Annotated in this window: 18 protein-coding genes and 1 tRNA gene; 7 read left to right on the top strand and 12 right to left on the bottom strand. The window is 46.4% G+C overall.

Translation table 11 applies throughout. From position 1 onward, the window contains the following. Positions 1–35: 35 nt before the first annotated feature. A complete protein-coding gene (rpsG, locus tag IEU85_RS00675) occupies positions 36–506 on the bottom strand; it encodes a 30S ribosomal protein S7 (protein ID WP_188354331.1) in 471 nt (156 codons plus the stop codon). 5 nt (positions 507–511) lie between these two features. Continuing rightward, positions 512–883 carry a 30S ribosomal protein S12 gene (gene rpsL, locus IEU85_RS00670; protein ID WP_100510868.1) on the bottom strand — a complete coding sequence of 124 codons (372 nt, stop codon included), beginning with the start codon at positions 881–883 and terminating at the stop codon, positions 512–514. A 496-nt stretch (positions 884–1379) separates the two neighbouring features. On the opposite strand from rpsL, the gene IEU85_RS00665 reads away from it, so the two are divergent. Next, positions 1380–2519, top strand: coding sequence for a 5-methyltetrahydropteroyltriglutamate--homocysteine S-methyltransferase (locus IEU85_RS00665; protein ID WP_188354330.1), 1140 nt, complete (start codon positions 1380–1382; stop codon positions 2517–2519). Between the two features lie 446 nt (positions 2520–2965). Here IEU85_RS00665 and IEU85_RS00660 read toward each other — a convergent pair. Then, positions 2966–3038: transfer RNA gene (locus IEU85_RS00660), tRNA-His, on the bottom strand. Positions 3039–3112: 74 nt separating this feature from the next. After that, a complete protein-coding gene (locus IEU85_RS00655) occupies positions 3113–4393 on the bottom strand; it encodes a glycosyltransferase (RefSeq protein ID WP_188354329.1) in 1281 nt (426 codons plus the stop codon). Positions 4394–4519: 126 nt separating this feature from the next. On the opposite strand from IEU85_RS00655, the gene purT reads away from it, so the two are divergent. The 3 genes from purT to IEU85_RS00640 all read left to right on the top strand — a co-directional run bounded on the left by purT (position 4520) and on the right by IEU85_RS00640 (position 10739). Beyond that, the gene (gene purT / locus IEU85_RS00650) at positions 4520–5923 is read left to right on the top strand and encodes a formate-dependent phosphoribosylglycinamide formyltransferase (protein WP_188354328.1); all 1404 of its coding nucleotides are present in this window, start codon (positions 4520–4522) and stop codon (positions 5921–5923) included. Between the two features lie 161 nt (positions 5924–6084). Next, entirely contained in the window at positions 6085–6831 is a 747-nt protein-coding gene (gene purC / locus IEU85_RS00645; RefSeq protein ID WP_188354327.1) for a phosphoribosylaminoimidazolesuccinocarboxamide synthase, read from the top strand. Between the two features lie 149 nt (positions 6832–6980). Next, a complete protein-coding gene (locus tag IEU85_RS00640; RefSeq protein ID WP_188354326.1) occupies positions 6981–10739 on the top strand; it encodes a phosphoribosylformylglycinamidine synthase in 3759 nt (1252 codons plus the stop codon). 147 nt (positions 10740–10886) lie between these two features. Here the strand turns inward: IEU85_RS00640 and IEU85_RS00635 are convergent, their stop codons facing one another. Together IEU85_RS00635 and IEU85_RS00630 are read right to left on the bottom strand one after the other, a co-directional pair. Then, the gene (locus IEU85_RS00635; RefSeq protein ID WP_229714662.1) at positions 10887–11186 is read right to left on the bottom strand and encodes a hypothetical protein; all 300 of its coding nucleotides are present in this window, start codon (positions 11184–11186) and stop codon (positions 10887–10889) included. Then, a complete protein-coding gene (locus tag IEU85_RS00630; protein WP_188354325.1) occupies positions 11183–12793 on the bottom strand; it encodes a Y-family DNA polymerase in 1611 nt (536 codons plus the stop codon). Before IEU85_RS00630 ends, IEU85_RS00635 begins: the two co-directional genes overlap by 4 nt. A gap of 188 nt (positions 12794–12981) precedes the next feature. Here IEU85_RS00630 and purF point away from each other — a divergent pair, with 188 nt between their 5' ends. The 3 genes from purF (at position 12982) to purD (ending at position 16978) form a co-directional block, all read left to right on the top strand. After that, on the top strand, positions 12982–14520 hold the full coding sequence (gene purF, locus IEU85_RS00625; protein WP_188354324.1) for an amidophosphoribosyltransferase: 1539 nt from the start codon (positions 12982–12984) through the stop codon (positions 14518–14520). 62 nt (positions 14521–14582) lie between these two features. Beyond that, positions 14583–15620, top strand: a complete 1038-nt coding sequence (gene purM / locus IEU85_RS00620; RefSeq protein ID WP_188354323.1) for a phosphoribosylformylglycinamidine cyclo-ligase — start codon at positions 14583–14585, stop codon at positions 15618–15620. Between the two features lie 80 nt (positions 15621–15700). Beyond that, the gene (purD, locus tag IEU85_RS00615; RefSeq protein ID WP_188354322.1) at positions 15701–16978 is read left to right on the top strand and encodes a phosphoribosylamine--glycine ligase; all 1278 of its coding nucleotides are present in this window, start codon (positions 15701–15703) and stop codon (positions 16976–16978) included. Between the two features lie 212 nt (positions 16979–17190). Here the strand turns inward: purD and uriT are convergent, their stop codons facing one another. The 6 genes from uriT to IEU85_RS00585 all read right to left on the bottom strand — a co-directional run bounded on the left by uriT (position 17191) and on the right by IEU85_RS00585 (position 23860). Continuing rightward, positions 17191–18606 carry a uridine transporter UriT gene (uriT, locus tag IEU85_RS00610; RefSeq protein ID WP_188354321.1) on the bottom strand — a complete coding sequence of 472 codons (1416 nt, stop codon included), beginning with the start codon at positions 18604–18606 and terminating at the stop codon, positions 17191–17193. Positions 18607–18644: 38 nt separating this feature from the next. After that, positions 18645–19586 (bottom strand): uridine-preferring nucleoside hydrolase UriH, encoded by a 942-nt coding sequence (gene uriH, locus IEU85_RS00605; RefSeq protein ID WP_188354320.1) that lies wholly within the window; start codon positions 19584–19586, stop codon positions 18645–18647. 44 nt (positions 19587–19630) lie between these two features. Then, complete coding sequence (locus IEU85_RS00600) at positions 19631–20821, bottom strand: iron-containing alcohol dehydrogenase (protein ID WP_188354319.1); 1191 nt, start codon at positions 20819–20821, stop codon at positions 19631–19633. 17 nt (positions 20822–20838) lie between these two features. Next, positions 20839–21531 carry a phosphoribosylanthranilate isomerase gene (locus IEU85_RS00595; RefSeq protein ID WP_188354318.1) on the bottom strand — a complete coding sequence of 231 codons (693 nt, stop codon included), beginning with the start codon at positions 21529–21531 and terminating at the stop codon, positions 20839–20841. Positions 21532–21618: 87 nt separating this feature from the next. Continuing rightward, a complete protein-coding gene (locus tag IEU85_RS00590; RefSeq protein WP_188354317.1) occupies positions 21619–22587 on the bottom strand; it encodes a carbohydrate kinase family protein in 969 nt (322 codons plus the stop codon). Positions 22588–22747: 160 nt separating this feature from the next. Further along, positions 22748–23860, bottom strand: coding sequence for a PfkB family carbohydrate kinase (locus IEU85_RS00585; RefSeq protein WP_188354316.1), 1113 nt, complete (start codon positions 23858–23860; stop codon positions 22748–22750). Positions 23861–23949: the final 89 nt, after the last annotated feature.

Below are 23949 nucleotides of genomic sequence, written 5' to 3'. Positions count from 1 at the left end.
GATGTTCCTTAGCTCTCGAACTTGAATATTGGGGATTACCAACGATAGTGAGCGAAGGCCTTGTTAGCCTCTGCCATCTTGTGGGTATCCTCGCGGCGCTTTACGGAAGCACCCAAGCCGTTGGATGCGTCAAGAATCTCGTTTGCCAGACGCTCAGCCATGGTCTTTTCGCGGCGAGCACGGGAGAAGTCAGTCAACCAGCGCAAAGACAAAGTGTTTGCACGAGCTGGCTTTACTTCAACTGGTACCTGGTAGGTTGCACCACCAACGCGGCGGGAACGAACCTCAAGGCTTGGACGGATATTGTCCAAAGCGCGCTTAAGAACGGAGACTGGCTCCTGTTCGGTCTTTTCCTTGACGATATCAAGTGCAGAATACACAATGTTTTCAGCAATTGACTTCTTACCGTCAAGCAGAATCTTATTGATGAGCTGTGCCACTACCGTCGAACCGTAGATTGGATCGGGCAGGAGCTGATGCTTCTTGGCAGGTCCTTTACGTGACATATCTCTTACTTCGCCTTCTTTGCTCCGTACAGGGAACGACCCTGCTTGCGGTCCTTAACGCCCTGGGTATCTAATGCACCACGGACGATGTGGTAACGTACACCTGGCAAATCCTTCACACGGCCACCGCGTACGAGCACAATGGAGTGCTCCTGCAAGTTGTGACCTTCGCCTGGAATGTAGGCGGTAACTTCAATACCTGAGCTCAGGCGTACACGTGCAACCTTACGAAGTGCAGAGTTTGGCTTCTTTGGTGTAGTGGTGTACACACGGGTGCACACACCGCGACGCAGTGGGCTACCCTTCAGTGCCAAAGTCTTGGACTTCTTTGGCTTTGGCTTGCGGCCCTTACGGACCAGCTGTTCAATCGTAGGCAACTGTCTCTCCGATTCACATGGATGTTCTCTATTCTGTGGAACCGCCACACTGCAGCCCACATCTATCCATGCTCAAGAGCAAAGAGTAGAAAGCCACAGTCCACCGGCCCGATGGTCCTTCACACTCAGCGCGCTATTACTAGGTTGCTTCACCGTGTTCCAGAATGTCCCACTCGAATGACGCCATAACATAGGCACCATTAATGGCACACACAAATAATCAGTATATCATACCGTGCGACAAAACACACTAATACCGATTGCTTCGCTAAAGCCTACACTACTGACCCGACAAGCTACCAGTTGTATACATACCGCACACATCAGTGCATCGTAGATCACACATCTCTCGTCATACAGCACGCATTATTACTTTGCAAAGTACCATGCACACTGAGCATTTATCACTCGCTATCAGTTTTTCTAATAACGATTACGTAGTGTTCCCTTGCATTTGCCGTTATGCTGTGTATGTCAGCAAACAATAGGAGGATCCATGGCATATACCAAGAATGCACCATTTCGCGCCGATGTCGTTGGCAGCTATTTGCGCCCACAGGAACTAAAGGACGCTCGCAAAGCTTTTGAAGCAGGCACACTCGATGCTGCAGGATTGAAAGCTGTAGAGGATGCCGCAATTACCAAACTTGTCGAACAACAAAAGCAAGCTGGCTTGCACGTTATTACCGACGGTGAATTTAGGCGCGGCTGGTGGCATCTTGACGCAATGTGGGGATTCTCCGGTGTTGACAAGGTAGCACTCGACCATGGATATCAGTTCCACGGCGAAGAAACCCGAGCAGAGTCTGCGCGCGTAACGGGAAAAATCGCTTTTGACGGCACTCATCCATTTGTTGAGCATTTCCGCTTCTTAAAGCAGTTTGAAGACGATACCGTAGTAGCACGTCAAACTATTCCAGCACCTGCACAAACCGTTGCTGAATTCTACCGTCCAGAAAATATTGAGTCTTTGGAAGCCGTATATGGCAAGGGCGTTGAAGCTGATGCCGCAGTTGACGCTGATTTAGTAGCAGCATACCGCGGTCTGATCGCAGCACTCTATGATGAAGGATGTCGCAATGTGCAGCTTGATGACTGTGTATGGGGCATGCTTTGCGATCCAGATTACGGTAAAGCAAAGCTGATCGCTCCAGGAGAGTATGCAGATCCAAAAGAACGTTTCTTAGCAATCAATAATGCCGTTATTGCCGATCAGCCAGAAGATTTGGTCATTACCACACACGATTGCCGTGGTAATTATCACTCAACTTGGGCTTCTCAAGGTGGCTATGAGCCAGTAGCTGATATTCTGTTTGCTCGTGAAAACGTAAGCGCGTTCTACTTGGAATTTGACGATGACCGCTCCGGCGATTTTGCTCCATTAGCCAAAATTCATCCAAACGCTACTGTGGTGCTTGGTCTTATTACTTCCAAGTCCCCAGTACTTGAAGATCCAGAAGTAGTTAAAGCTCGCATTCAAGAAGCTGCACAGTATGTACCCCTGGATCGCTTGTGCCTATCCACACAGTGTGGCTTTGCTTCTACCGAAGAAGGCAATGAATTAACCGAAGAGGAGCAGTGGGCTAAAATTGCTTTAGTACGTCAGGTAGCTGCTGAAGTTTGGGGCGAAGACTAGATCTAAATAACTGAAACTTGATGTAGTTCAAAAGCGCAACTACGGTTTTACACTCAGTTACTCTGCATTGGTATTGTTATCGCGTATTTCAGTACCATATCAGCCAGTAGTAACTGAGTTTTTTATTGCACTATGTAGCTACTATAAGCCCCATATTACAGACTCTTTGTATTTGGAGGGGCTTGTATTGCTTGCTACCGGTTACTATTGGGTACTAGCAGATTTTGGCAGCCTGTTTACCTTGTTCTTCCGTACGGTTTGAAACATCAGATATTCCAAAGTAGCCGCTTTTGGCACATGGCAGAAAAGTGGACATATAAGGTACTAGAGTGTTGGCATATAAGCCACAAATCCCAAAACCATTTAACTCTGATTTTACCTAGGTCACGTACTGAAACCACGTAGAACGAGAAAGGGCTTTGCCTTAAGACAAAGCCCTTAACGAGGGTGGCTAACGTGGCTCGAACACGCGACCTTCTGAACCACAATCAGATGCTCTACCAACTGAGCTATAGCCACCATTGTTGCATCTGATCACATGTGACCAGCACAACGAATTGGTACTATACACTATGCGAGCAATCTTTGCATCTTTAGTGCCGTTTCAGCGTGTCGCGATGATATATTGCAGCGTCCGCCAGCGCCTGCTGTTCCATATCCATAAATTGTTGCGCACAAGAAACAAGTGAATACTGCTCTACTGCACGCTCTGCATACACACCACTCCATATCTGACGTTCGTGTGGGTGCTCAATCCACCAATCAATAGCGTCCGCTAATGCCTGCACGTCGCGCACAGGAAACAGCGAATGCTCGGTAAGTGCAAATTGACTAGCTGCACTTAATGGACTTTGCGCAATAACCGGTACTACCCCACAAGCAGTAGCCTCTAACACACTAATTGATTCCAAATCAACAAGAGACGGATGAACAAGCAAATCAGCACTACGCAAGAAGTCAGGCATCGTATTATGCTCATGAAAACCAATGTCACAGCGTACACGCTTATACCCATGTTGAGCACGCAACAGCACACGTGCAGCTAATTGTAATGGACGAAGCAGTGGACCAGTGCCTGCAATACTGACTCGAATACTATTTCGATGCTTGCATCTTGCCACCGCGCGCAGCAGAGTAATGTGGTGTTTTTCCCGAGTTAATCTACCGCTGGCAACAATATGAAACTGCTTTACATCTGTAACATCAGTAGCATCTATAACATCTGCAACATCAGCAGCATCTGCAGCATTCTCCGACGTACCAGACTCTGCTTTTGGCGTATATACAGGCTCATATCCGTTAGAAATAACATGAATATTAGCGCGATACCCGTGCGCATGTAGCAACTTCGCACCCATAGTAGTTGGCACATGAATATGCTGTACATGATCATAGAGCCAATGCCGAAACAGTCGATAGATAATACTCACTGCACCGGGAATATATCGTAGAGGACCCGCAGAATACAAAATATTTTCTGGTTGAATATGAAAACCAGCAGTAACTGGTATTCCCATACTACGTGCTACTCGAAGTGCCGCCCTGCCAAAAGTAAACGGCATATAAATATGAACAACATCCACTCCGGCAAAACATGCCCGTAGCACACGCTCATCTACTTGCGCAAAATGCATTTGTTGTTTTGCTGCAATACGGGAAATCATAGGAATATGGCGCTCAGGTACTGCGTATGTACCTGCGCCAATGCCAACAAGACGCACACGTGCGCCTAATTTTTCTAATTCTGCAGCATATTGCAGTGCCGAATTTGAAGTACCATTGCCGCGATTACCAAAACTATCAAGTACCAGCGCAATAGTAAGCGGTTTAGATGACGCCTTCATCTCGGTTTCTTGAATAATGCTTTCTTGCATAACTCCCCCTACATTGCCTGTCTACCTTTAGTATACCGAATTTTATTCGTCCACATGTTGGACGCAATACCTGTATACGCCACCAGCCTCGCACTTTGGGGTAGTCACCATGACACAATATGAACTATGGCTAACCATCATGCTCAACTTCATGACAGTCCTTGTGCCATTAACTTACCTGCTAATGCCGCAGCGCGCACTGATGCTGTAGCGCAAGCAGGGCAAGTGTCTACCACTGCAACCAATGCAATACCTACTGATACCGATCAACTCCATGTGCAGCATCATCTTGGTGCTCCATATAGTGAACATCCAGTGCGGGTATTATTGCTTGGTTCCGGTGAGTTAGGTAAAGAAATCACTATCGAGCTCATGCGCTTAGGAGCTTGGGTATGTGCCGCAGACTCCTATGAGCACGCACCAGCACATCATGTAGCTCATGAGGCCCGCGTACTGAATATGGCAGACCCAGACCAGCTAAACGCCCTCATTGCTGAAATCCAACCAACTATCATTATCCCGGAAGTAGAAGCTATTGCTACCGATCAGCTTCGTTTTGCAGCCCTTGACGGTATTCAAGTTGTACCAAGCTGCCAAACTGCCCGCATTTGCATGGATCGAGAAGCCTTGCGTCGTCTTGCAGCCGAAGATCTAGGACTTCCTACTTCTCCATACCGCTTTGCAGGTTCTTTTGAAGAATTCAAAGCCGGTGTACAAGCCGTGGGCTTCCCATGCGTAGTCAAGCCAGTAATGAGTTCTTCTGGACATGGACAAGCAGTAATGCACAGCGAAGAAGACATCGAGCAGGCGTGGAATACAGCACAAACTGGCGGTCGCGTAGCCGTTGCTGGACAAATAAGCCGCGTAGTTGTTGAAGGCTTTGTCAATATCGTTGAAGAACTCACTATACTAACCGTAAGCTCAAGTGCAGGAGTAGTCACATGCTCCCCTATTGGCCAGCGTCAAGATCATGGCGATTATCGTGAATCATGGCAGCCAGCCAATATCAGCCAGTCGGTACGTGAACAAGCTGCTGCCTATGCAACCACTCTTGTGCAGGGTCTTACTGATGCAGCGCGCGCTCAAGGTGAACGCGGTTGGGGCGTTTATGGCGTGGAGCTTTTCGTCCTTGAAGATGGGTCCGTGCTGTTTAATGAGGTTTCTCCTCGCCCACATGACACCGGTATGGTTACGATGCTTTCTCAGCATTTTAGCGAATTTGCGCTCCATGCGCGTGCAGTACTTGGTATTCCAGTAACTGAAGATACTGTGCAACTGCGCAACCCTGCATTAGTCAGCGCCAGCCATGCTATTGTTGTTGAAGGCGAAGGTGAAGTCACTTTTAGCAACCTTCCACAAGCATTAAGCGAACCGTATACTGATGTGCGTCTTTTTGGCAAGCCTGTAGTCCATGGCGAACGCCGTATGGCAGTAGCACTTGCGGCAGGTACCACTGTCGAGCAAGCGCGCGCTAAGGCTACAGCAGTAGCCGAGACGCTTGAAATTACAGTATCTCAAAACCAGCAATAGCAAGCGGTACACGCTGATATACAACAGCGTGGCCACAATATGGCGCTAAACATAGCCTGTAAACTTCACACGATGTATGTTGTTATTGGTAGTGTTTGAGTGTCCAAATCCCTTGGTTCACCTGCATTTGTGCATTGCATTTGCAGCCAAGAAAGGCAATTATGGAAAAGCAGCAAAAGCTCTACGAGGGCAAAGCAAAGAAACTATACGCAACGGACGATCCAGATGTTCTCTGGGTAGAGTATTCCAATCAAGCCACTGCAGGTAATGGCGCGAAAAAAGAACAAATTGAAGGCAAGGGCAAGCTGAATAATCGCATTACTTCCCTTATTTTTGCACTGCTCAAAGCACGCGGCGTGCAAAGCCATTTTGTTCGTCAAATCAATGAAACCGACCAGCTGGTACGTCGCATGACTATGTTCCCTCTGGAAATTATCATGCGCAATGTTGCTGCCGGCTCATTCGCGAAGCGCTACGGTGTTGCAGAAGGTACCGAGCTTGCTCAACCAATTTTAGAGTTCTGCTACAAGTCTGATGATTTGGGCGATCCATTCATCAATGACGATGCTATTGTGGCTTTGCGTCTTGCTACAGCAGAGCAGCTTGCTGAAATTTCCCGTCAAGCTCGTTTAATCAATGAAAAGTTAACCGAAATTTTCCAAGCTATTGATGTCACACTCGTTGATTTTAAGATTGAAATTGGCGAGACCAGTGACGGTCAGATTTTGTTGGCTGATGAAATTACTCCAGACACATGCCGTCTGTGGGGCCATGATGCTGCACAAGGTCAGATTGAACATCTCGATAAAGATTTGTTTAGACGTGATCTTGGATCCATTATTCCAGCGTACGAAGAGATTGCTGCACGCTTAGAAGCCTTAGCTCAGCGTGAGTCAGTAACTATCTAACGTATGGCAAAGCCGAGTAGTGTATGCTGCTCGGCTTTACTCTTCATTATTTACTCTTCACTACTCAAATACCTACTTAATACCTTGAGTACTAAATACCAATAGCACTGTAGTAATGCAGTACGAAGCAGTTCAATAAGGAGAACCACGTGGTATACCGCGTTTATGTTGGCAAGCGCGCCGGTTTTGATGTCCAAGCAAGGCAACTTTTTACAGAGCTACGCGATATTGTAGGGATTACTACACTAACTCGCGTGCAGATGCTCAACCGCTACGATGTTGAAGGCATCGATGAGCAACTGTTTGAATCTTGTATTCCAACAGTATTTAGTGAGCCACCAGTAGATGTGGTATATCGTACTTTTGATGAGATTGGCATTCAGCCTGATCAGCAGGTATTTGCTACCGAATATTTACCGGGGCAATTCGATCAACGTGCAGACTCTGCAAGCGAATGCATTCAGCTTATTAGCCAAGGTGAACGCCCTACAGTGCGCACCGCCATCCTGTATATTCTCGATGGAACTCTCAGCGCTGATGACGTGCAGCGTATTGAGCAGTATGTAATCAATCCTGTTGAAGCCCGTCTTGCCAGCCTTGAAGAGCGTACTACACTACATACACCAGTTACCCATCCTGCCAAAGTTGCACGATTGACCGGCTTTAGAGAATATAGCGACGACCAGTTAGCGCAGCTTATTGAAGAGTATGGGCTGGCTATGGATGTGGCTGATTTGCAATTTACACGCCAGTATTTCTTGTCTGAGCAACGTGACCCAACTATTACCGAACTGCGTGTTATTGACACATACTGGTCAGACCATTGCCGACATACTACATTTGGCACTGAGTTAGACCATGTTGCTATTGATGACGATGTAGTGCGCGAAGCTTTTGAACAGTATTTGCGCATGCGTCATGAATTAGGGCGTGATGCTAAGCCCGTATCGTTAATGGATATGGGAACTTTGGGCGCAAAATGGTTGAAAGCTCAAGGGGTACTCACTGGGCTTGATGAGTCAGAAGAAATTAACGCATGTACAGTAAAAGTTACTGTTGATGTCAACGGCAACGATGAGGATTGGCTGTTCCTCTTTAAGAACGAAACGCATAATCATCCTACAGAGATTGAGCCATTTGGTGGCGCAGCTACCTGTATTGGCGGATGCATTCGTGATCCACTATCTGGACGTGCCTACGTATATCAGGCTATGCGCGTCACTGGAGCCGCAGATCCAACGGTTCCCGTAGCTGACACACTTGAAGGAAAGCTCCCACAGCGCAAGCTTGTTACTGGAGCTGCTGCAGGGTATTCTTCATATGGCAACCAGATTGGCTTAGCAACAGGTCAGGTTCATGAAATTTATCACCCTGGCTATGTAGCTAAGCGCATGGAGGTTGGCGCCGTAGTCGCCGCCACTCCTGCTGATCATGTTCGCCGTGAAACTCCAGCTCCTGGCGACAAGATTATTCTGCTCGGTGGTCGCACAGGTCGAGATGGTATTGGTGGCGCCACAGGATCTTCTAAAGCACATAATGTAGAATCACTAGAACTTGATGGTGCCGAAGTCCAAAAAGGTAATGCGCCAGTAGAGCGCAAGTTACAGCGCTTGTTTAGGCGCGGTGAAGCTACTCGATTAATTAAGCGATGCAATGATTTTGGCGCAGGCGGCGTAAGCGTAGCCGTTGGTGAAATTGCCGATGGTTTACTGGTAGATTTGAATGCTGTTCCAAAGAAATATGACGGTTTGGATGGCACTGAGCTTGCTATTTCTGAATCTCAGGAACGTATGGCTGTTGATGTGGCAGCAGATGATGTTGAAGAATTTATGCGTTATGCTGCACAAGAGAATCTCGAAGCCACAGTAATTGCCACAGTCACTGCAGATCCGCGCATGGTGATGCAGTGGGATGGCGATACCATTGTGGATTTGAGTCGTGAATTCTTGTCTTCCAATGGCGCTGCTAAACATCAGCAGGTGCATGTAGAGCAGCCACAAGATTGGCATACTCCTTGGAGTGCCCCTCAACAATACACAAACCTTACGGAACGCATGCGTGCTGTAGTTACTGATTTGAATAATGCCGGTAACAAGGGCTTGGTTGAGCGCTTTGATGCCACTATTGGAGCTGGCACTGTGCTCATGCCTTTTGGCGGTAAATATCAGCTCACCGAGCCAATGGCTATGGTGGCGAAGCTTCCTGTTGAGGGTGAAACCTCCACTGCTTCAGCTATGGCTTGGGGATTTAACCCATTCTTAAGTGAGCGCAACCAGTTTACTGGGGCGTATGCGGCTGTTGTGGAATCAGTGGCAAAATTGATTGCTACCGGTTATTCACGTCGCAATGCCTATTTAAGTTTCCAAGAGTATTTCGAGAAGCTACGTGATACTCCTGAACGCTGGGGTAAGCCTGTAGCTAGCGTGCTTGGTGCGTTGATGGCTCAGGTTGATTTAGGCGTGGGTGCTATTGGTGGCAAAGATTCTATGAGTGGTAGCTTTGAGGATCTCGATGTACCTCCTACCCTCATCAGTTTTGCTGTTTCTGTTGGCGATGTCGCACGCACTACTTCTCCGGAGTTTAAGCGTGCCGGACATCGTGTGGTACGCCTTGTTCCACGCATGAAAGCTGATGGCATTACACCTCAGGCTCAGTCGCTACTTGCTGTATTTGATACTGTTGAGCAGCTTATTGGACAAGGGGTGGTGTGTGCTGCTGCAACTCCTGGTTACAGTTGTACTGCCGGCTCATTGTTTACCATGGCGCTTGGTAATCATATTGGTCTGCACTGTGATGCAGCTGCTGATATTGAGGCATTGTTCGCCCCTGCTTACGGCTCGTTCGTGTTAGAGCTTGCTGATTCAGCTGATATTACTGATATTGCAACAACTGGCGCATTTACTGTAGAACAGCTGGGTACTACTTGCAATGAGTATGTTCTAGATTTGGGTGGTGAACAGCTACCCCTTGCTGAGCTGCAGGAGGCTTGGGAATCTCGTCTTGAAGATGTTTTCCCTTACCGATCTGACGATCAAGAGGCATCCCAGCACGTGCCAACAGCCGATTTTGCTACTGCTGAACGCCATACGTATAGTGGCTCTCGACTTGCACGCCCTCGCGTTATTATTCCAGTATTTCCAGGTAATAATTGCGAATATGACGTAGCAGCTGCGTTTAAGCGAGCAGGTGCTGTCCCTCAGACTTTGGTTATCAACAATCTCTCACCTAGTGCGGTAGCTCAGTCCACACATGCATTGGCTCAATCTATTCGAGAAAGCCAGATTGTTATGCTACCTGGTGGCTTCTCTGGAGGTGATGAGCCTGATGGATCTGCTAAGTTCATTACTGCATTCTTCCGCGCTCCAGAAGTCACTGAAGCAGTGCGCGATTTACTTAATAATCGCGACGGATTGATGCTCGGCATTTGCAACGGCTTCCAAGCACTTATTAAGCTGGGATTGGTGCCATTCGGCGATATTGTGCCTATTGATGAGGCATGCCCTACACTGACCTTTAATACGCTTGGACGTCACCAGAGCAAGATTGTGCATACGCGCATTGCTTCTACGCTCTCTCCTTGGCTTGCACAAACTCAGGTTGGCGATACGCATACTATTGCTATTTCCCATGGCGAGGGACGATTTGTGGCAACTGATGACGTGTTACAGCGTATGCTTGCTCAAGGTCAAATTGCCACGCAGTATGTTGACGACCAAGGCGTACCTTCGATGGATTTGCAATATAACCCGAATGGTTCGTTGCTGGCAGTCGAGGGTATTACTAGCCCAGACGGTCGCGTGTTTGGCAAGATGGGACACACTGAGCGCAGTGGTCAGCATTTGTACATGAATATTCCTGACGTTGTTGATCAACCACTGTTTGAAGCGGGTGTTGCTTATTTTGCCTAACTTTTAGTATCTACCCCGTTTTAAGCACGTACTGATACTACATTTGAGAATCTGCCTACTTACATAGCTACTGTATGACTGTTATGCAAGTAGGCAGTCTCGTATTTGTTAGCTTCGTGGAAATACGATATCGATATCAAAATTCAGCTATGCAGGAACCCAACCTTGCTCTATGCCATCTACTGGTGTGTCAGCTTGCGTTACTGCGTCCAATTGTTCTTGTGCAGTACGCCGTACTAATGCTTCATATCCACTTAATGCCGCAAAAGGCATAAATTGTGCTGCTCGCTGTGCTGCACTCAATGGAGCACGTCCGTGAGGCTGCGGATGGAGACAATCCATAATATCGTTATACCGCTGTGTTGAAGCAAACGGTAAAGTAGCAGCCATTTCCTGCCACTCTGCGTCTGTTGCGATAGACGATGTGACGGCCAATAACTTTTTCATGCGGCATGACCTCCTATCTGCCGATTGCGCTGCAACCCTGTAGCACCTTGTTCGAGATTCATCGCCTTCATTACGGCACTGCGTCCAAATTTTTGCTGAATATCCCGCAATGTATGACTAACTTGTAGCTCACGCTCTTCTGTAGTTGTGCTCGTAGACTGTTGTATACGAGTATCCTGTTGAGTACGCATATCCTTATCAGCCTGTGCGTGTGCCGCAAGTTGTGCAAAGAGATCAGGCTGCTCATAGTGAAGATGAGGCGCATATGATGGCACTAAGTCATTAAACGATAAGGTGATACGCCGAATCATATAAGTCGGATCTACAATAGCGCGATACAGCTTCACAATTTCCTCCCGCAATCGCGTTCCAGAAGCTGTAGGCACTGGCAGCGTTACCGACCCATGAGCTGGTTTAGGAACTACCCTGCCATAATGATCATGCGCCAAAGCATGCTGCTGGCGATAATGCGCATACTGCGCTGCTGCACGCTCTGGCACATAAGCAACTTCTTGTGCAGACACACGTTCATACCCAATAGCGAGCGCTATATTGCTCACTTGGTAATGCTGTTCAACAACATCAAGAACAAGTGCATCCGTCATTTCTTTAGTCACTAATAATGCGTGAGCATAATCATATGGTTCTTGTAGCACTTGACCAGAGCTTAACGAGGTATGCGCTGGTTTATATGCTTTAATATCAGCAATCGTGCATGATTCATAACCCCATGCGTGGTCAATAAGAAGCTGCGCATTGATACCAAAAGTGCTATATAGCAGCTGAGCATTGTAATAATCAGAAGCCTTGCCTAATGAACAACGCGCGATGTCACCCATAGTCATCAACCCTAACGATGCTAATCGCTTGGCAAGTCCACGCCCTACTCTCCAAAAATCAGTAATAGGCGTATGCGCCCACAGCAGTTTGCGATAGCGGTATTCATCCAGTTCTGCTACACGCACGCCATCACTATTAGCAGGCATATGTTTAGCCACAATATCCATAGCGACTTTGCATAAATATAAATTACTGCCAATTCCAGCAGTTGCTGTAATACCAGTGGAACGCATAATATCGCGAATAACACGAGTAGCCAGCTCATGCGCATTACATTGGTAAGTTCGTAAATATCGGGTGACGTCCATAAATACTTCATCGACGGAATACACATGGATATCTTCTGGAGCAACATATTGCAAATACACGCGATATACTTGGGCACTTACTTGCAAATACTGTGCCATGCGTGGCTTGGCAATAATCATGTCAGCCGCGTATTCGCTATGGGTTTCAAGATCATATACTTGAGTAGCACTACCAGTAAATCTATGGTGTGGAGCCTGCATGATGCGATGAGCATTGACCTGCTGGAGTACTTGTTTAGCTTCAAAGAGACGCGCACGTCCTCCAATACCATAAGCCTTCAATGACGGCGAAACTGCTAAACAAATGGTTTTGTCTGTGCGACTGGCATCAGCTACTACCAGATGCGTAGTTAATGGGTCAAGCCCTCGCGCCACGCATTCTACAGAAGCATAAAAAGACTTCAAATCAATGGCAATATAGGTGTGCTGCTGGGTACTGCTCTGTGTTGAAGTATGCATTATGCTCCTTTCTTTGATTACACTATACCAAAATTAGAACAAATGTTCGAATCAAAGATGTTGGTGTCTCTTCATCGGTATCCACATTCAGAAATAATGTTGCCTAATATCAACACTGATTGCTAGAGTAGTCGCGTAACGATTGGCAATACTTCTATTTCCCTACTTGAGGAAGGAAGCCATTAGGCATGTCCGTCGAACTCGAAGACATTCACGAAGAATGTGGTATTTTCGGCGTCTGGGGACACCCCGACGCATCTCGTCTTACATACTTTGGTCTCCATGCTTTGCAACACCGCGGACAAGAGGGTGCAGGCATTGTTTCCAATAATCAAGGTCATTTAATTGGTCACCGCGACCTAGGACTACTGACACAAGTATTTAGCGACGAACGTGAGATTACTCGACTACAAGGTAGTCGTGCTATCGGTCACGTGCGCTATGCCACAGCAGGATCCGGATCAGTTGACAATATTCAGCCATTCTTATTCCGCTTTAATGATGGCGATATGGCATTAGCACATAACGGCAATCTCACCAATAGCCAGTCATTGCGCAAAGAGCTTGAAGATCAGGGTGCTATTTTCCACTCTAATTCTGATACAGAAGTGCTTATGCATTTGCTGCGCCGCTCACAGCAGCCAACATTTATGGATAAGCTTAAGGAATCCCTGCGCCAAGTACACGGCGGATTTGCTTACTTACTGCTTACTGAAGACGCTATGATTGGCGCACTCGACCCTAACGGCTTTAGACCGCTGTCGCTCGGGCAAATGCGTAACGGCGCTTACGTATTAGCTTCAGAGACTTGCGCTTTGGATATTGTGGGCGCTGAGCTTATTCGCGATATTCGCCCGGGTGAAATCATCGTTATCGACGATAGCGGATACCACATCACCACATACACCGATCAGACGCAGCTTGCTATCTGCTCGATGGAGTTTATCTATTTCGCACGTCCTGATTCCAATATTTATGGTGTCAATGTCCATTCTGCTCGCAAACGTATGGGCGCTCGCCTTGCTCAAGAGGCTCCAGTAGATGCGGATATGGTTATTGCCGTACCAAATTCCTCGCTTTCAGCAGCAAGCGGCTATTCAGAAACTGCTCACTTGCCTAATGAAATGGGCTTAATTAAAAACCAGTATGTAGCACGAACTTTTATTCAGCCTACACAAGAATTGCGCGAACAAGGCGTGCGTATGAAACTGGCTGCAGTGCGCGGCGTGGTACAAGGCAAACGTGTAGTGGTAATCGACGATTCTATTGTGCGCGGTACAACATCACGCCGTATTGTGCAGCTTTTGCGCGAAGCGGGAGCGAGTGAAGTTCATATGCGCATCTCCTCACCGCCATTGAAATACCCATGCTTCTACGGTATTGATATTTCCACTACCAAAGAGTTAATTGCTGCGAAAAAGTCTGTAGAAGAAATTCGTGATTATATTGGCGCAGATTCCTTGGAATTCTTAAGCCTTGAAGGACTAGTGGACTCCATTGGACTTCATGCCGATGCTCCATATGGAGGCTTATGTGTAGCGTACTTTAACGGGGATTATCCAACTGCACTGGGTGATTATGAGGAAGAGTTCCTTGCATCCCTTACCCAAGAAGATCGCGAACGTATTCCTCGTTTCGCTCATGATGCAAGTACGTATATTGGTAACGAATTCACCACTAATACCGTAGTGCATACCGAGCAACACGAAGTAAAGAGCCAAAACTAGCCAAAACCTGCAACTAAATCTGCCGCAGGTACGGCCGTGCGGCACACACCGAAAGGAATATCATGCCATCAGCCTACGAAAATGCGGGAGTTAGCGTAGAAGCGGGATATGAGGTTGTGCGCCGTATTGGAGCACATGTCAAACGTACTGAACGGCCAGGGGTTTTAGGAGGACTTGGCGGTTTTGGCGGTCTATTTGACCTCGCCTCTCTTGGATACCAAGAACCTGTACTGATTTCTGGTACTGACGGCGTAGGTACTAAGTTGATGGTGGCTAATATGGCACACCAGCACAACACCATAGGCATTGACTGCGTGGCAATGTGCGTTAATGACATTGCGGCACAAGGCGCAGAACCACTGTTTTTCCTTGACTACATCGCATGCGGCGCTAATGATCCAGCACTGCTTGAGCAGGTTGTTGCTGGCGTTGCTGATGGTTGTGTGCAGGCTGGGTGCGCTTTAATTGGCGGAGAAACTGCAGAAATGCCTGGCATGTATGACCCTACCGAATACGACTTAGCAGGCTTTGCTGTTGGTGTTGCTGAAAAATCCGCCATTGTTGATGGTTCTACCATTTGCGAAGGCGATGTGCTTGTAGGGCTTCCTTCAAGCGGAGTACATTCTAACGGCTTTTCTTTAGTACGCAAGGCATTATTTGAACAGGCTGGTTACAGTGTCGATACTGTGCTTGACGAGTTCGGTGGCAAAACACTTGGAGAAGTGCTGCTGACACCAACTCGTATTTATGTGAAAACGTTGCTGCCACTGTTCAAAGCTGGTGTAGTGCGTGGTGTAGCACATATTACCGGTGGTGGTTTTATTGAGAATATTCCGCGTATGATTCCTCAGGGGCTTGCTGCGCAGATTTCGCTTAATGATGTTCCAGTACTACCTATTTTTGATGTTATTGAACGTGCAGGTCAGGTTGATCATGTGGAAATGTTCAATATTTTCAATATGGGCATTGGCATGGTACTTGCTATTAAGCCAGAACAATTAGATACTGCCACTGCGTTGCTTAACGATGCTAATGAGCCATATCATATTATTGGCAGTATTGTTGAGCAGTCAGGCGAAGACCGCGTAGTATTCGCATAGTATTGCAGTACTACAAACCTTTCTCTACCAAAACCCACTTCTATCACATCCTTGTACAAGCGCAGGAGCTAAGGAGCATTATGGGACAGCGTATTCTAGTTATTGGTTCGGGAGCACGCGAACATACTATCGCACATACACTTTTGCGTGGAGCAAGTGTGGAAACTGTATATTGTGCGCCTGGTAATATCGGTATGCAACGTGACGGTATTCATGTTGTGCAATTAAGTGAGTCTAATCATGCAGCACTTATTGATTTTGCTCGCCAAAATAATGTTGACTGGGTGTTTGTCGGACCCGAAGTGCCTTTGATTGAGGGAATCGTTGACGATTTTGAAGCAGCTAGAATCCCTGCTTTCGGCCCTCATCGTGCAGCAGCGCAAATTGAGGGTTCTAAGACATTTGCTAAAGAATTGATGGAGCGCCACAGCGTACCAACTGCAGCATATGCAAGTTTTTCATCATATGAACAAGCAAAAGCTTATGTTGAGCACGTTGGTGCACCAATTGTGGTTAAAGCTGATGGTCTAGCTGCCGGCAAAGGCGTTACTGTTGCTATGGATATGGATAGCGCTTTGCATGCTCTTGAAGAGATTTTCCTTGATCATCGATTTGGCTCAGCTGGAGCTAGTGTGGTGATTGAAGAATTCCTTGAAGGTCAAGAATTTTCACTGATGTGCTTTGTGCGTGGCAATGAGTTCTGGCCTATGCCAATTTCACAGGACCATAAGCGCGCATTTGATCATGATTTAGGTCCAAATACTGGAGGTATGGGTGCATACAGCCCTGTGCCTCAAATTAGCCAGGATATGGTGACTACGGCAATCGATACGATTATTCGCCCTGTCACTCAAGCTATGGTGGATGAAGGCACTCCATTTACTGGTATTTTATATGCCGGTCTTATTGCTACTGCTGATGGCCCTAAAGTGATTGAGTTTAATGCTCGCTTTGGAGACCCAGAAACTGAAGTGGTATTGCCACAGCTTACTAGCGATTTGGGGCTAGCTATTAGCAATCTGCTGAAAGGTCAGACTCCAGAATTTGTTTGGGATACGCAGTGCGCTACTCTTGGCGTGGTTGTGGCATCCGAGGGCTATCCTACGGCTGTTATTAAAGGAGCGCAGGTTCCTCAGCTTCCTCAATTCGATGATCATACTCATGTGTATTATGCTGGTGTTGAGGGCGAGGATGCTGAGCATATCGTAGCAAACTCTGGGCGTGTATTCTTAATCGAAACTTCACAACCAACATTGCAGCAGGCTCAAGATCGCGTGTATGAAATTCTTGATGCTTTAGAGCTTCCAGGAATGTTCTATCGTCATGACATTGGCGCTAAAGCATTGCACGCTGCTTAAGTAAGGCACTATGTGCAAGATTGCAGTACCTGCATATCTGTACGTACAACTACGCGTCTATGCATAGTCGTAACTACTGCATTTGCTATACATAATCGGGGTCTTCCACAATGGGAAAACCCCGATTATTATATGTCCGCAAAGCTCACGCACACTATTGATTTATGTATGCGGGTATTTCACTCTCATACAACCGCTTCGCGCAATATGTATTACTGGTGTTGTGCTGGCTTAGGAATAAGCAATGACGAGCAGAATGCCAGAGCTAATAGAATCAATCCAGCAACCATCGCAGCAATATATCCTGCAGTTGCGCCACTAGAAGCAGTCAGTGCCTTTTGAGCAGCATACAGTACTGCATAGCTTAAACCTGCACCCAAATTGAATGCGCCAGAATTCAAACCTGGCAGATATCCAGGATTATCCTCTGGGGAAAGCACAATACCCAAACCGTTAAGCATAATATTGGCAGTGCCTGCATAAGAAATACCTAGCGCAACTGACAACACAACGAGAGCCCAAATGCTAGGAACCTTGCATAAATAGATACCGAAGAGCACAAATACTACGCTGGCGATCAGACCACCACGCAGCACCATACGATAGCCGAATCGTGAAGCCAAAATACCAGCAACAGGTCCAAAAGCTAAACCAACAAGAGCATATGGTGTCAGTGTAGCAAAGGACACTACGCTAGCACTCATACCAGTGCCAAATTCGCTATCTTGTGCAAGTGCTGGAACGATACCGTTCATAATGGCAAATACACCAGTCATAGTCAGCAGTGTGGTCAGTAACAGACCCCAAGTACGGCGCTGCTTCAAATAGTGAGTAGTAACCATTGGGTGCTGCTGACGATTTTCCACATTCCAGAACACCACGAATAGTACTGCTGCGATAACAATTTCTACAATAACCAGCACCCAATTTGCGTCAGCGAGTTTCTGAATTTCATTGATGGCCAAATATGCTGCCAAGAATGCTGCGGCAAGGAAAATAACACCTGCCCAATCCATCTTTGGCGTTTCACTTGCGGTGCTTTCCTCGCTCCATGCAAATACCATGATAATGGCGAGCACTGCTACACCAACCATCACCCAGAATACTGAACGGAAACCGAATGTGCCAGCAAGCCAGCCTCCCAAGATAGCATCTACGCCGCCAATACCACCGTTTACCGAGGTAAGGATTGCCATCAGTCGTGCATACCGTGCATCTTCAGTAACCTTATGATGCAGCATAATCAGTGTCATTGGCACAATAGGACCAGCAACACCTTGAACTACACGTCCAATCATCAACATGGTTACGTTCACAGATAGTGCTGAAATAGCGCAACCCACAGCGGTAAGTGTCAAAATTCCCAGCAGTACTTTGCGGCGACCAATTAAATCACCTAAACGCGGCAGGAATAGAGAAAACACTGCGCATGATGTGAAGAACACCGTCTGTGTTAAACCAATTTGTGCATCGGTGGTATTCAACTCGATACGCATTGTAGTAAGTGCTGGAGAAAGCATAGAAGCGTTGAGCTGGAATGCGAAAATTGCAGCCATAAGAGCAGTCATCAAGGCAACAATAGATTTTCCACCTTGATCTAACATTGGTTCTGACTTTGTAGTAGTCATCATATGTCCTTTTACTTGGTTCCTATATGAAGTTTGTGTTAGCCGATACGCTTGATAGCGTCAGTTACCAAATCCCAGAAGCGTTCAACATGCAGACCCAGACCAACTTGTGTATGGCACTCTTCTTCACTTGGTTCTGGCCCTCGCAAATCGGCAACAGTCATACCCAACGTGGTTTCACCATGAATTTCAACATCGAGTGGGCAACGGCGGGTCTCAATTACTGAACGATCAATCAGGTATGCTACTGTGCAAGGATCATGCACTGGAGGATCAATGAAGTCCTGATTGTCCTGATATGTTTTACGGAAGAAATCCATAAGTCCAGAAACAAAGTGAGCCAAATCAGTGTCAAGACTTTCAATACGCTGTTGTACTTGAGGAGTGCACAGAGCCTTATGCGTTACATCAAGACCAACCATAGTAAGTTTCCATGGCTCATTGAACACAATATGTGCCGCTTCTGGATCAACTTTAATATTAAATTCTGCTACCGCACTCCAATTGCCTTCATGAACGCCACCGCCCATCAATACAATTTCTTTCACACGCTCAACAATTCTTGGTTCTAAGCGTGCTGCCATAGCAATATTGGTGAGAGGGCCGGTCGGCACTAAGGTAATGGTACCCGGCTCGTGGCTCATAATAGTGTCAATAATGTAGTTAACAGCATGCGTGGATTCAAGTGGACGGCTTGGCACAGGAAGCTCAACACCGTCAAGACCCGTTTCACCATGAATGGATGCTGCAACTTCTTGAGTACGCACAATAGGTCTATCGCAGCCAGCATAAACTGGGATATCAGTTGCATGAGCTTTTTCTAAAACAGCTCGAGCATTATAAGTCACCTTTTCAAGGCTTTGATTGCCGCCAACAGTGGTCACTCCTAGTAGCTCGATTTCAGGATTACCAACTGCCAATAAAATAGCAACTGCGTCATCATGTCCTGGATCGCAATCCAAAATAATCGGTGTTGTCATTGTGTTCCTTTCTGCAAATACCTGCTGTACACAGTATTTGAAATCTATTTTCGACTGCCAAAACGTTCTAGTAACCATGCGGCATCCGCAGTATCTATTGGTTTTGGCGTGTTACCAGCAAATCGTTCATTAACAACTGCAGGCGCGTAGGATACTAATGTTTCATGGCTAATGCCATAATCTTCAAATGGGTGTAGTCCAAGCATAGAATCTCTAAATTCCAAAATGGCACGAACGACAATAGCTCGTACCTGATCGAGGGGAGCATGGTCTGGAATTTGCGCACCCAAAATTTTGCCAATCTCCCGTACTTTGTGTTCACGCACGTCAGCAACAAATTCCACAACTGCTGGTAGCGCATAGCCCACTGCCTCTCCATGCACGATGTGATGTTGAGCTCCCAGCACATGTGCTATTGAATGACCGACAATAGTACCTGCTTGGTTGAGACTCCAACCTGCCAGACTTGCTGCAATCATTACTCTACGGCGAGCTTCAAGATCGTTGCCATCAGCTACTGCGCGAGGCAGATAGTTATAGAGTAAGAACATAACTTTTTCATCTATTGCATCCGTTATCGGATTAGCTAAAGCCGATAGGTAGCCTTCTGCAGCATGGCAAAAAGCATCAAGACCAGTAGCAATAGTCATGCGTTGCGGCAAATTAAGCGTTAATGTAGGGTCGAGCACCGCATATGTGCTGGTTGCATTATCTGCCAGCACAGCAAGTTTATTACCATGTTCATCAGTTACAATGAGCGCATTAGATAGTTCGCTACCTGTACCTGATGTTGTTGGCACACTGATAAGACCCTGGCATCGTTGAGTAGCGCGACGTTTTGGCTGACCATTGCTACCAGAGAGTTCTACATAGTCGGCAATGCTGCCGCCATGCGTCGCCACAATGGCAATTCCTCGTGCAACATCGAGCACACTGCCACCGCCAATGGCAAGAATACAATCGGCTTGATGTTCACGATAGCGTGCTGCTCCATCATCAACCGTTGCTATATGAGGATCTGCATGTATGCTATCGAATACTGCAATCTGCCTGCCAGTTTGTTCAAGTGCAGCAATCGCCTCTTGCACTGGTGCTAACGAATGTATAACACTATCTGTTACCACCAGCACGCGGGAGTAGCCTTCTCTATCGCAAATGCTGACAAGGCTTTGCGCGAGATGCTCACTGTATACTACTTGCACTGGTTGTACCATGGATATTGATAATGAATCCATTTCAACTCCTACTGTGCTTATGCAAGCTGGGATGCAGCTCTATCTGCTTCTTCGCAGAATTTCTTGACCAGTGCAATATCTTTTTGCATAAATCCACCTTCGTATTTAATACTGGTCTTTGTTAGTGAATCTACGCCATATGGGTGGCACTGTTTAATAGCATCTGCAACATTATCTGGACCAAGCCCACCTGCCATAATAACTGGCTTGCCACATTCGCGTACGATTGCAGCATCAATGCTCCAATCGTGAGTAAGGCCACTTGCTCCGATTCCGGTATCAGGCGCGAGTCCGGAGTCGGTGAGAATAAAATCACAATACTGCGCGTATTGTTTTGCACGATCTATGGCGGTAGCATTATCTACAAGCACCGCTTGCATCAGCTTAATCCCTGGCACTGCTTCTTTCAGACGCTGGGCAAACGCCTCGTCTGCTGCATACCCATCTCCAGCAATATGCAAAATATCTGGCTTAACGCGCTGGGCTAGTTCGATCATCTCATCAGGATCATTGGTGAGCATAATAGCCACTGCTACTACACCATGTTCGCGGCATGCTGCAAAAATCTTATCGACGCGCTCAAGTGGCACACGATGTGCTGGTACACCTCCATGTTGCATCGGTACAAGCCCTAGATGGTCAGCGCCTGCTGCAATAGTTTGCAATGCTTCTTCGTATTCAATAATGGAATAGATTTGTTTAACTACCATAGTCTCCCCCTGTATTGGTATATTGATAATTTTTCAATGAAATGTATTGGCAAAACCTTGCCGCACACTGATTTTCTTGCGTACTCTTTATTGTGCGTTGATTTCTACATCAGTTTGCATTTTCTTATACATACGCTCAACAGTGATATCTGGAACTGCTTTAGTGCATTCCAGAGCAATACTTGATGCAGCTTGTGCGATACGCCCAACTTCTTGCAATTCACGATCTGGATTGTCAAAGAAACTCCACACTATTGCTGCCATACCAGAGTCGCCAGCACCATTAGCTGTAGCAATATTGGTTTTGTATGGAGGCACATGGATAAAGTCATATCCTTGTTCGCTATGTTTTGCACAAAGCATGCCGTGCGCCCCGAGCGATATAAATACATGAGCAACGCCTCGATCAAGTAAGGTCTTTGCCGCAGCACCCGCAGTGTATTGATTAGTGATACTAATGCCGGTAAGTACTGATGCTTCCAAATCATTTGGCTTGAGCATCGTCATTTTATCTAGAATTGGCTCAAAACGATGGGCTTTAATAGTTGATACAGTATCTCCAAAAAGCGGCGCTGTAACATGTTCGCCAATCCATGTAAGGGTTTCAGGCTCTAAATTAGCATCAAGTACACAGATGGCTGCATGATTGATCACTTCAAGGCGTTCTTGCAAAAATTGCGGTGTTATTTCTTTACAAATATCCATATCATTAACCGCAACTAACATATCGCCTGTTTCATCAGTAATAAACATATAGGTAGACGAACGTCTTCCAGGCAATTGTGCAGCATAGTCTAAATGAATATTATTTGCTGCGCATGCATCTGCTAATGATTTTCCATTGGCATCATCACCATAGACAGTTATTAAATATGTTGGTATGCCAAGATGTGCCATATTTTGTGCAATATTTTGTCCTACTCCACCTGCAGATAAACTTACTACACCAGGGTTTGAGTCTCGATCAATTACGGTTGTATGAGGGCGACCACAAATATCCATATTCATGCCGCCGATAACTATAGCGTATGGTTTTTGGGGCTTCATTGCTTCCATATTTCCTCCTCTTCCTATCGTATCCACACTGATTACACATAGGTCAAGCGTTTAACCAACACCCAATATACAACATGTGTTTATTAAGCACAACTTTTGTTTATTGCGTGTTGCTCAATACAATGTACTGTTATGCACCACTTTGTACATGCAAACTACACTATTGCACCCGCTGCACTTCAATTGACAAAGCCCGACGCTCTACTTGTTCGGCAGTCATATCAGTACAAGTTGCTTCAACACTATCTAGCACCAAAGAAGCACTCGCCATTGCCATACCAATAATCTCTTGAAAAGTATGCTCTTGTTCTATATACTGCCATGCTAATGTACTCAATATTGCAGTCGGCGCACCATTACTTAAATGCTTTCCGAGCAATTCCTCAGGAATACGAGCCAACCATACTTCATGTTCTTGAGCAAAAACAGCAGTGCTTGCATTAAGCAATAGCGCTACTGTGCGTACACCAGCTTCACACAGCACGCGTACACACTGCACAGCATCATCTACACTGCGCACATCAATACCAGAAACAAGCTGCGCTTCTGTAGCTGCTAACACTAACGTATCAATACGGTCAAGCACCGAAACTAATCGCTGTGCCTTATTAACAGAAACTACACGCGCATATATTGGCTTATGCACATGCTCACACAACCATGCAATGGCTTCCTGCGAAAGACTGGTATCAAGTACAGTGATCGCAGCTTGGGTAAACAACCCTAACCGTTGCTGAAGAAACTGAGGAGTAATCCCCGAACTAATCCCCATATCATCAAGCGCTACAATCTGCTCTCCACTAGCGGAAACCACCGATAGATACTGACTGGCTTTATCATGCACCTGCAACGATCGAGTAATATCAATATTGTGATGCCGCGCATCTTCCTTAAATAATTTACCATTGGCATCATCGCCGTACAGTGCCACAAGATAATTCTTAATCCCAAAACTTGTTAAATTGTAGGCAACATTGCGTGCAATACCACCAACAGAAGTAACCAAATGCCCGACATTTGAACTTAAGCCCACTACGTGTTCACTGGCCATACCATGAATATCAATATTTACACCACCAACAACGGCAACATACTGCGCTGGAGAGACGATATACCCCTTACCTTGAATATATCCTTTGCGCATCAGATTAAAAATATGTGCTGCAGTACCAGAACGAGTAATACCAAGCATGGATGCAAGCTCCTGTTGCGAAATCATTGGATTTTGCTCAATGCATGCCAATATTTCTTCTTCGCGTTGCGTCAGTGCCATATTGCCTCAATTGCTTATGTTATAAATACACTCTTCCTAGCGCCTTAACACTATCACCAAAGAACACTAAGCACTACTTCTACCGTATT

Origin of the sequence: Galliscardovia ingluviei, from assembly GCF_014635685.1 — a bacterium.
Lineage (GTDB): Bacteria > Actinomycetota > Actinomycetes > Actinomycetales > Bifidobacteriaceae > Galliscardovia > Galliscardovia ingluviei.
The sequence above is the reverse complement of the archived record's forward strand: the minus strand, read 5'-3'. Positions and strand labels throughout refer to the sequence as shown.